Source organism: Bacillus sp. PPSBB_11, assembly GCF_038023285.1.
Classification (GTDB): Bacteria; Bacillota; Bacilli; order Bacillales; family Bacillaceae; genus Bacillus; species Bacillus altitudinis.
Map to the genome: position 1 here is coordinate 833,979 of NZ_CP150633.1, position 9,045 is coordinate 843,023.

The following is a 9,045-nucleotide window of genomic DNA, read 5'->3' on the forward strand; positions in this document are numbered from 1 at the left end:
GGATTCAGAGTAACTATCCGCTTCGATAAATAATCGGTGACATAACTTTTCGCTTACTTCGAAATGTCCTCCGCTGTTATTCTGCGTGTACTCATAAAACGTCATATTACCGCCTTCTTTCCGTTTATTATTTAAAATCGTAGCAATTCGTTCGCTTACGCTCACTCTTTGCAGATAACTTTATCGCGATAGATATATCATTTAAGTATTTATTTGCGCGAAAGATTTTATTTGAGCGCTATTATTAGTCTAGTTAAATAAGTATAGTTAAGTGAGTTTAGTTCGTCTTCAAACTGTGAAGTACCTTACTTCAAATCTTGCAGGGGGCTACTATCGTTTTTTGAAGTGCCAGCCTCAACGAACCAATTGGGCGGCTCCCACAACGTATACTCATTCGATGTCTGCCCGTTCGCATTCTTCCGTTCTTTGACGTCAATAAGGTCGAGCTCCTTCAGTCTGCGTAATGCTTTCCGCACCGTATTCGTTGAGCACCGACATTTGTCTGCAATAGTCTGAACGCTTGGATGCGACTTCTTACTCGTATTGTCTGCGTAGAAGCAAAGAACGGAGTATACGAGTTTCTGAATCGGCTTATCTAAATACGTTTCATCTGCGATAACCGACTTCGTTACTCGGACGAACCTGTGGTCGTGAAAGTCGATCGGACGCTTGGCGTTTGTCATGTTAAGATTTCTTCCGTTTCTTCTGGAATGTATTCGATCGTAATAATCTCAGCAGCGTTAATCCCGCCTTCAACAAACCACAGAACACCTGATTTGTTGCGAAGAACCCAGTTCCACAATCTCATGAGGTCGCCTGTATCTTCTTTAACTGTCCATTCATGAATGGTGCCGTTTTGTAATGTGATTTTTACTTTTTCCAAACTGCCCACCCTCTTCTTTTTAATTAATCTTTTCGGTTGATGGATGATATCTCGCAAAATTTCCGAATCATTTTCGCTTTCATAAGTACAGTCGCATATGACCGTTCGAAATCGGGACATTTAAAATAAAAAAAAATAACCCCGCCTATTTAGACGAGGTTTTCTTTTACACTTCGAGAGTGTCGTTTTTATTAGCTTTGTTAAATTGCTCTACGACAACATCGTCAACATAGTCGAGATATACTTGCGTAGATTCTAAGTCAGCGTGGCCAAGTATCTTTTGTAACGAACGGATATCCCCGCCATTACGTAGATAGTTGATCGCAAATGTATGACGCAGGCTATGAATACTCGCGCGGCATTCTCCTTTAAGGTTCGCCAATCCAGCGTACTTGGCCGCACGTTTACGTAAGTGCTCCTTCGCCATCTCGTCTCCGTACTGATTTACGAATACCTTTTTTGCCTCTCCAAAATAGTCTTCCGTTTCTAATAGAAGTTGATGGAGATTTTCGGCAACTTTTTCGGTCATCGGGACCATACGGTTTTTACGATTCTTGTTGATTGCGCCTGGTAACATAAGAACCTTATTATCGAAATCAACATCGGTCGGCTCGAGGCCTTCTAGTTCATTCGACCTTAATCCGCATTTTAATGAAAGATAAAACGCCACGTAGTCTCTGAATCCCGCAAAAGTATCCTTATCGATGACGCTGAAGAATCGCTTTACCTGCGAATCAGTAAGACTTTTAACGACGGTCTGATCGGTACGTAGCTTTGTCACACGACCGCAAGGACTCTCGTTAATAAGGCCGCGCTCTACCATCTTACTGAATAACGATTTAATACCGCCTAGACGGATGTTAATCGTTACCGGCGACAGCCCCCGTTTCTTTAACATTATCGTAATATAAGTATGGAAATGATCTTCGGTGACTGCCGTAATTGGCATCGCAGGATCTAACGCAGTCTCGGTCAAAAATTCGCCGAAATGGGCGCAGTAGTCACCGATGGTTCTTTCTCTAAAATTCTGCGTAGTCATAACGGTAACTACTGTATCTAATGCGTCTTTTATTGTCGTGAATGAGGACCGAATTCGGTCGCTACTTACATCGCGCCTATTGCGCACGCCTTGCCGTCTTCTTATAATCGCCATAATAAAAAGCCTCCCGGAAATTATTCCGCAAGGCTTCGTAGAGAATCGGTCTAGTTTGTCCGCTAAGACACGAAATCGGATAAAAACGAATGTCCGTTTCTTCCTAGATCGCGCCCTTCCGTACACTTATCGCATTAACGGACCGTTGGAAAACGTTGATATAACGGCGTTAAAACGTTGTAACGCGCTCGGAGGGATTCGAACCCCCGGCAGACGTGGTACCGGAAACCACCGCTCTATCCAACTGAGCTACGAGCGCACGATATGTTTTTTAAACGTCAGCATATCAAATTATAAGGGAAATGCTGCAAGAAAGCAATGATTAATCGCTATCCCTGTCGATGCATTTTCTTCATTCCCATACATATACTCATATGATGGTTTGAAGTGGAAGAGTTTTGGGGAAAATGGATAGGGGTATTTGATTTTAGGTCAGCATTTTGTTTGACCTTTATTGACCAAAAATGTATCATTGAATTACATACTTACCTAAAAGGTGAAGGAGGAACATTATGAATTTAATACCTACAGTCATTGAGCAAACAAATCGTGGGGAAAGAGCTTACGACATTTATTCTCGTCTTTTAAAAGACCGTATTATCATGCTTGGTTCTGCGATCGATGACAATGTTGCCAACTCCATCGTATCACAGCTTCTCTTCTTAGAAGCCGAGGATCCAGAAAAAGATATCTCTATCTACATTAACAGCCCTGGCGGTTCGATCACAGCTGGTATGGCCATTTATGATACGATGCAATTTATTAAACCAAAGGTATCAACTATTTGTATTGGTATGGCTGCATCTATGGGTGCGTTCCTGCTTGCTGCTGGTGAAAAAGGTAAGCGTTATGCCCTTCCAAATAGTGAAGTGATGATTCACCAACCACTAGGTGGTGCGCAAGGTCAAGCAACAGAAATTGAAATTGCGGCAAAACGAATCCTTTCTTTACGCGATAAACTGAACCAAGTACTTGCTGAACGTACTGGTCAGCCAATTGAAGTCATTGAGCGCGATACAGATCGTGACAACTTCAAAACAGCGGAAGAAGCACTTCAATACGGACTCATTGACAAAGTCTTGACCCGTAATACAGAAGAACAAAAATAATCACAAAACAAACCGTCTGCTCTTTGAACAGACGGTTTTTTGTTATGCATCTATTTTAAGACAGCTCCGTCCATTTCTGCTGAAGAGACGGTGTTTGATAGGAAGCCATCTGTGAAATCAATTCTTCCGGTTCTCCAGAGGCATGTAGCAATTGAAGGTGTGATTCATTCGAAAAACCTTCCTGTATACTAAACTTCACCATGTCTATGAGCGGATTGAAATAGTCATTCACTTGATACAATCCGATTGGCTTTTGATGGATGCCAATTTGCGCCCAACATAGCACCTCAAATAATTCTTCATATGTACCAAAACCACCTGGCATGGCAATAAACCCATCGGCCAGCTCGCTCATTTTCGCTTTTCGTTCATGCATCCCTTTGACTTCAATCAATTCGGTTAGCTCTTGATGCACAACCTCTCCTCTAAAAAGCCCTTTTGGCATGACTCCGATCACTTGCCCGCCGTTTTTCAATACCTCATCCGCTATAGCTCCCATTAAGCCAATTCGTGAGCCACCGTATACAAGGCGGATTCCTTGCTCTGCCATATAAGCCCCTAGCTCGACAGCTTTTTGTTTGTAGATGTCATTCACACCTGGATTCGAACCAGCAAACACACAAATCGTTTTCATCAAAACAGCTCCATCTCTCTCTATGATTTCTTCACCCACTCATTCTACTATAATTCATTGTAAAGAAACAGCCGCTCTATCTATATATAGTGTAAAATCAGAAGGTGAACACCATATAAGGAGCTGTATAAAGAGAATGCAAACAACTGAAATGGAAAAATGGATCAAAGATTTCTACAAAATGAGAAATTGGACAGAATACGGGCCGTTTATCAGGTTAGGTTTCCTGATGGAAGAAACAGGTGAACTCGCTCGCGCAGTCAGGGCGGTCGAAATTGGACGCGATCGACCTGATGAGAAAACACAGGAGGATGCCGCGTTAAGAAAGGACCTTATTGAAGAAATGGGAGATGTCTTAGGAAATCTACTTGTTCTAGCTGATCTCTATGATGTAACTGTAGAAGAGGTCTTCTCTTCCCATCAACAGAAACTCACACAACGGTTTTCTAGTGAAAAAGAGCAGGTAAAAAGCCCGTGACCGACATGTCACGGGCTTCAGATTGTTGACAAAGGGCTAAAATGAACTTGATTAGCCCTTTGTCTTCTTTTCAGCGTGATAGAAAACCTTTGCAGTCTAGGAAGGACGAGTACCGGCGCGGAGCGAATTTGACATTCGTGAGCACCGGCACGCAGAACTGACAAAGAATGCGAGGGTTTGTCTACACGCTGAAGCACGTGACCGACATGTCACGTGCTTTTTTTAGCCTTTTATAGCTGCTGTGGTGAAATATCATCCGTTCGTTCAAAGAAATGCTGCTTTCCAATGTGATGGAAAAGACCGGTACGATGCAAAAGCTCTTTTGGCTGTGATTGAAGCCCTACAATCATCAATTTTCCATTGTGATGCTTTAAACGATTAGAAATGTTCATCAGAACCGCTTCTGCTGAGGTGTCCATATAATTCACTTTGTTCATAAGCAAAATGAGTGTTTTCGGCTTTGTCTGAACATGATCCAAAATCGAATTTTCCAATGAATCGGTTGTACCGAAAAAGAGTGGCCCTTCAATCGAATACATACTAATCCCTTTCTGATCGGTCTCCCTTTCTAAGGCAGCTGCGGTTTCGATTTGAGGAACAGCAACATTTGAGGAAATATTCGTTGTCTGGCTCATTTTTTTGATAAAGGCGATAAACGCTAAAATGAGACCTGCAGTCACCCCTATAATCAAATCACCGATGACCGTTAGCAGGAAGGTCACGACAAGCACAAGGGAATCCGCATTTTTGACTTTGACAATATTGATAAACTCCTTTTTCTCACTCATATTCCACGCCACAAACATCAAAATCGGTGCCATGGCAGCAAGTGGAATCATCGATGCATATGGTGCAAATAACATTAAGATGAGCAAGACAACGACACCATGCACGACTCCTGAAATGGGGCTTGCTCCACCATTTTTAATGTTTGTTGCCGTACGAGCAATCGCTCCAGTCGCTGGGATCCCTCCAAAAAGCGGTGCCGCCATATTGGCAATTCCTTGTCCGACGAGTTCTTTATTGCTGTCATGTTTAGAACCTTTCATATTATCAGCTACCATCGCGGACAAGATCGACTCCACGCCGCCCAAAAGCGCAATGACAATAGCCGGCGGCAGCAAATAAATCATTTTTTCAATCGTCAATTCAGGAAAAGCGAAAGTTGGCAGCTGACGAGGGATTTCGCCATATGCAGAGCCGATGGTTTCAACTTGTCCTTGAAAAAAGAGAACAGCTATAAATGTTGAAACGAGTAGACCTAATAGAGCACCAGGTATTTTGGGAATGTATTTTTGTGCCGCCAAAATCACGATGAGCCCAACAATCGCTGTGAGAATGGCGAGACTGTTTGCGGTACCGAGATGGACCACGATTTCTCTCATATTGAGGAAAAAGCTTTCATGTTTTTCAACACCCTTTAATCCGAGGAAGTTGGCAATCTGTCCTGAAAAAATAATGACAGCAATGCCGGCAGTAAAGCCGATGATAACCGGACGAGGAATAAATTTCATGAGCTTTCCTAGTTTGAATATTCCGAATAAGACAAGCATACAGCCTGCCATAAAACCAGCAATGAGTAAGTTTTCAATACCGTACTGGCTGACGATCCCGAATAAAATTGGAACAAATGCCCCGGTCGGTCCGCCAATCTGATACTTTGAACCACCAAACAATGAAATCAAAATGCCGGCAACGATGACTGTGTATAGTCCGTATTCTGGTCCGACACCAGATGCAATGGCAAAAGCCATGCCTAAAGGAATTGCCACAACGCCCACGACAAGCCCAGCGATTAAATCGCGTCTAAACTTTGATGAATCATAACCTTCAAATCTTCCATAAAAACGCATGGTATGTGTTGGCCTCCTTCAAGTATGTGTAGATGATTTAGGTATATTGCGGGTCGATCTGTTTATCTTTTATAACGACATCCAGCTTTCCTGTTGCCGGATGAATCACTAGTCCATGAACAGCTACATCACTTGGCATGAGCGGGTGCTCTTTGACTAATTTCACACTTTGGGATACGCTCTCTTCCACTGAATCAAAGCCTGTCAGCCAGCCCTTTAAATCAACACCTGCGCTTTTCACAATGCTCAAACACTTTTCCTCAATTCCCCGTGCTTTTGCCTTTTCAAGTAAAGGGTCTGCCGCAAGGCCTGCCATTCCGCATTCATGGTGTCCGACAATGCATACTTCCTCTGCTTTCAGCTCATAAATGGCTAGTAAAATACTCCGCATGACACTGCCAAATGGATGTGTGACGATGGCTCCTGCATTTTTAATGATCTTCGCATCACCATTACGAAGCCCCATGGATTGCGGTAATAATTCCAACAGGCGTGTATCCATACAAGTTAATATAACCAATTTCTTCTCAGGAAATTTTCCCGCCTTGAAAGGCTCATACTGTCTCTCTTTCACAAAATCTGCATTGTGCTGAAGAATCTGTTCTAATGTTGATTCCATCCTGTCATCTCCTATCTTTTTTAAGTGATTGTAACGCCTTACCTGGCCTCCTTTTCCCTTGTGTGTTCTCAAGCATAGAGAAGAAAAATGATAGAAAAAAAAGAAAAAAATGAGAAAACGATGAGAGAATATGTAAACATTTTCTCTATTTTGCTCTTTGTTCCGCTTCAGCACAGGGGATATGCGGCTTTTGCTTACAAACGATGGCTCTCATTTCACCAAAAGACGATGAAATGGTTTAGTAGAAAATGACCATCCCGTTTAATACACTGCAAATATAATAAATTTTCTACCAAAAAGTCTCGATCTATTTTCCAGTTTGTCAGATTATCTCCCGAAACATCTAGCATTTTTCTATGACTCATCTACTAATCACTCGTTTTTCTACATCATAAAAAGACATCAGATGGCCATGTCATTTACTCTTTCACTATAAAAATCTCTCCTTTTCCGTTATTTCAGTATATTAAATATTGAGCAGCTCATATTCAAACGTGTACTGCCAAAATGGTTGCTTTATAATAAAAAGAGAAAGATGACCATGTGAAAGGAGCGAGTTGATGATGAAACCACATATTTTTGTCGCCAAACCCTTACCTGCCTCTTTTGAAGACATGTTAAAAGAACATTGTACATATGAGGTATGGCAGTCAAAGGACCCGATCCCAAGAGATCTATTATTTGAGAAGCTGCAGAAGGCTGATGGCCTTTTAACATCAGGTACGAAAATTGATCAAGATTTATTAGATCATGCACCTCAACTCAAGGTGGTAAGCAATAATTCAGTCGGCTATGACAATTTTGATCTAGAAGCCATGAGACAAAGAGGCGTGATTGGTACGCACACGCCTTATACACTCGATCATACCGTTGCTGATCTTGCCTTTTCGCTCATTCTCTCTTCTGCGAGGAGAATTGCCGAGCTTGATCGTTTTATCCGCAAGGGAAAATGGACAAAATTTGTTCAAGAAGAAGATATATTCGGCATTGACGTCCATCATCAAACGCTTGGGATCATTGGAATGGGACGAATCGGAGAGCAAGTAGCCAAACGAGCCGCTCATGGTTTTGATATGAACGTCCTCTATCACAACCGGAGCCGGAACGAGAAAGCCGAATCGGCCTACGGCGCTGTATATTGTGCACTGGATGACTTGCTGAAGCAAGCTGATATCATTGTGTTAATCACACCGCTGACGGATGAGACGTACCATATGATAGGAGAGCGGGAATTGAAATTAATGAAGCCGACAGCTTTATTTGTGAACATCTCCCGCGGAAAAACCGTCGATGAGAAAAGCCTCATTCAAGCACTACAGGAAGGGTGGATTAAAGGAGCTGGTCTGGATGTGTATGAGCAAGAACCGCTTCAGGAAGATCATCCTTTCAAGGAGATGGACAATGTCACACTTGCCCCGCATATCGGTTCCGCTACTGAAACGACAAGAGATCTTATGCTGAAACGAGCCATTCATAATGTGATTCATGGAATTGACGGCAAAGCCCCTATTGATATTGTGAAGGAGCTTGCCTCATCTTAATTGAAAAAAGGCGCAGGGAACTGCGTCTTTTTGTTTACGTCATCTAGAGACAGTAGGTCAAAAAGCCTCATTTTGTCCAATCTCCTGATTCTTTACATTCTCTTCATATGCCGGTGCTATAATATGAGGTAGACAAGCATCAAGAGGACGGCATCCCATTTCCTTTTGAGGAGGATCAAGATGAAAAAAATAAGTTCGATTTTTACTCTGTTCGCTCTGATTGCTGCCATTCTGTTTTCTGGATTTATCCCGCAGCAAGCCCATGCAGAAACACCACTTACACCAACAGCCACAAATGAAACTGCTTCCGTACAGCTTGCACCAGACCTTCGTACCCTTGCCGTCATTAATACCTTTGATGGTGTAGCAGATTACTTAATCCGCTATAAACGACTACCTGATAATTACATCACCAAATCACAAGCGAGCGCCCTCGGATGGGTGGCATCAAAAGGAAATTTAGCTGAAGTCGCGCCGGGCAAAAGCATCGGTGGAGACGTATTCTCTAATCGAGAGGGACGCCTTCCATCAGCTAGCGGCCGTACATGGCGTGAAGCCGACATCAACTACGTCTCCGGCTTCCGTAATGCTGACCGCCTAGTGTATTCAAGTGACTGGCTCATTTATAAAACAACCGATCACTATGCGACATTTACGAGGATTCGTTAATCATTATAAAAAGACAGCCCTAAGTCAAATGAAGTGCACCCCAAATATTAGACACAGTCTAACATTTGGAGGTGCTTTTCTTTTGGCTAAATTTACAATTGAAGAT

9 protein-coding genes, 1 tRNA gene and 1 pseudogene are annotated in these 9,045 nt (G+C 42.6%); 4 read left to right on the top strand and 7 right to left on the bottom strand.

The window, feature by feature from the left end; translation table 11 throughout:
- Positions 1-305: 305 nt before the first annotated feature.
- The 4 genes from V7L95_RS04245 to V7L95_RS04260 form a co-directional block, all read right to left on the bottom strand.
- Positions 306-683 carry a helix-turn-helix domain-containing protein gene (locus V7L95_RS04245; RefSeq protein WP_129547906.1) on the bottom strand — a complete coding sequence of 126 codons (378 nt, stop codon included), beginning with the start codon at positions 681-683 and terminating at the stop codon, positions 306-308.
- Complete coding sequence (locus V7L95_RS04250; RefSeq protein ID WP_035389600.1) at positions 680-883, bottom strand: hypothetical protein; 204 nt, start codon at positions 881-883, stop codon at positions 680-682. Before V7L95_RS04250 ends, V7L95_RS04245 begins: the two co-directional genes overlap by 4 nt.
- A 166-nt stretch (positions 884-1,049) precedes the next feature.
- Positions 1,050-2,036, bottom strand: a complete 987-nt coding sequence (locus V7L95_RS04255) for a tyrosine-type recombinase/integrase (protein WP_340968209.1) — start codon at positions 2,034-2,036, stop codon at positions 1,050-1,052.
- Positions 2,037-2,219: 183 nt separating this feature from the next.
- Positions 2,220-2,295: transfer RNA gene (locus V7L95_RS04260), tRNA-Arg, on the bottom strand.
- A gap of 253 nt (positions 2,296-2,548) precedes the next feature.
- On the opposite strand from V7L95_RS04260, the gene clpP reads away from it, so the two are divergent.
- Positions 2,549-3,145 (top strand): ATP-dependent Clp endopeptidase proteolytic subunit ClpP, encoded by a 597-nt coding sequence (clpP, locus tag V7L95_RS04265; RefSeq protein WP_007500118.1) that lies wholly within the window; start codon positions 2,549-2,551, stop codon positions 3,143-3,145.
- 55 nt (positions 3,146-3,200) lie between these two features.
- On the opposite strand, the gene V7L95_RS04270 is transcribed toward clpP, so the two are convergent.
- Complete coding sequence (locus V7L95_RS04270) at positions 3,201-3,779, bottom strand: TIGR00730 family Rossman fold protein (RefSeq protein ID WP_048003428.1); 579 nt, start codon at positions 3,777-3,779, stop codon at positions 3,201-3,203.
- A 136-nt stretch (positions 3,780-3,915) separates the two neighbouring features.
- Here V7L95_RS04270 and V7L95_RS04275 point away from each other — a divergent pair, with 136 nt between their 5' ends.
- Entirely contained in the window at positions 3,916-4,257 is a 342-nt protein-coding gene (locus V7L95_RS04275; protein ID WP_008347798.1) for a MazG-like family protein, read from the top strand.
- 230 nt (positions 4,258-4,487) lie between these two features.
- Here the strand turns inward: V7L95_RS04275 and V7L95_RS04280 are convergent, their stop codons facing one another.
- Both V7L95_RS04280 and V7L95_RS04285 read right to left on the bottom strand, forming a co-directional pair.
- The gene (locus V7L95_RS04280; protein WP_035701494.1) at positions 4,488-6,110 is read right to left on the bottom strand and encodes a SulP family inorganic anion transporter; all 1,623 of its coding nucleotides are present in this window, start codon (positions 6,108-6,110) and stop codon (positions 4,488-4,490) included.
- Positions 6,111-6,147: 37 nt separating this feature from the next.
- Positions 6,148-6,729, bottom strand: a complete 582-nt coding sequence (locus V7L95_RS04285) for a carbonic anhydrase (protein ID WP_017357909.1) — start codon at positions 6,727-6,729, stop codon at positions 6,148-6,150.
- 563 nt (positions 6,730-7,292) lie between these two features.
- On the opposite strand from V7L95_RS04285, the gene V7L95_RS04290 reads away from it, so the two are divergent.
- Both V7L95_RS04290 and V7L95_RS04295 read left to right on the top strand, forming a co-directional pair.
- Positions 7,293-8,270: a D-glycerate dehydrogenase gene (locus tag V7L95_RS04290; RefSeq protein ID WP_048001987.1), complete on the top strand. Its 978-nt coding sequence runs from the start codon at positions 7,293-7,295 to the stop codon at positions 8,268-8,270.
- A 342-nt stretch (positions 8,271-8,612) separates the two neighbouring features.
- Positions 8,613-8,939: pseudogene (locus V7L95_RS04295) on the top strand (ribonuclease); the annotation flags it as partial.
- Positions 8,940-9,045: the final 106 nt, after the last annotated feature.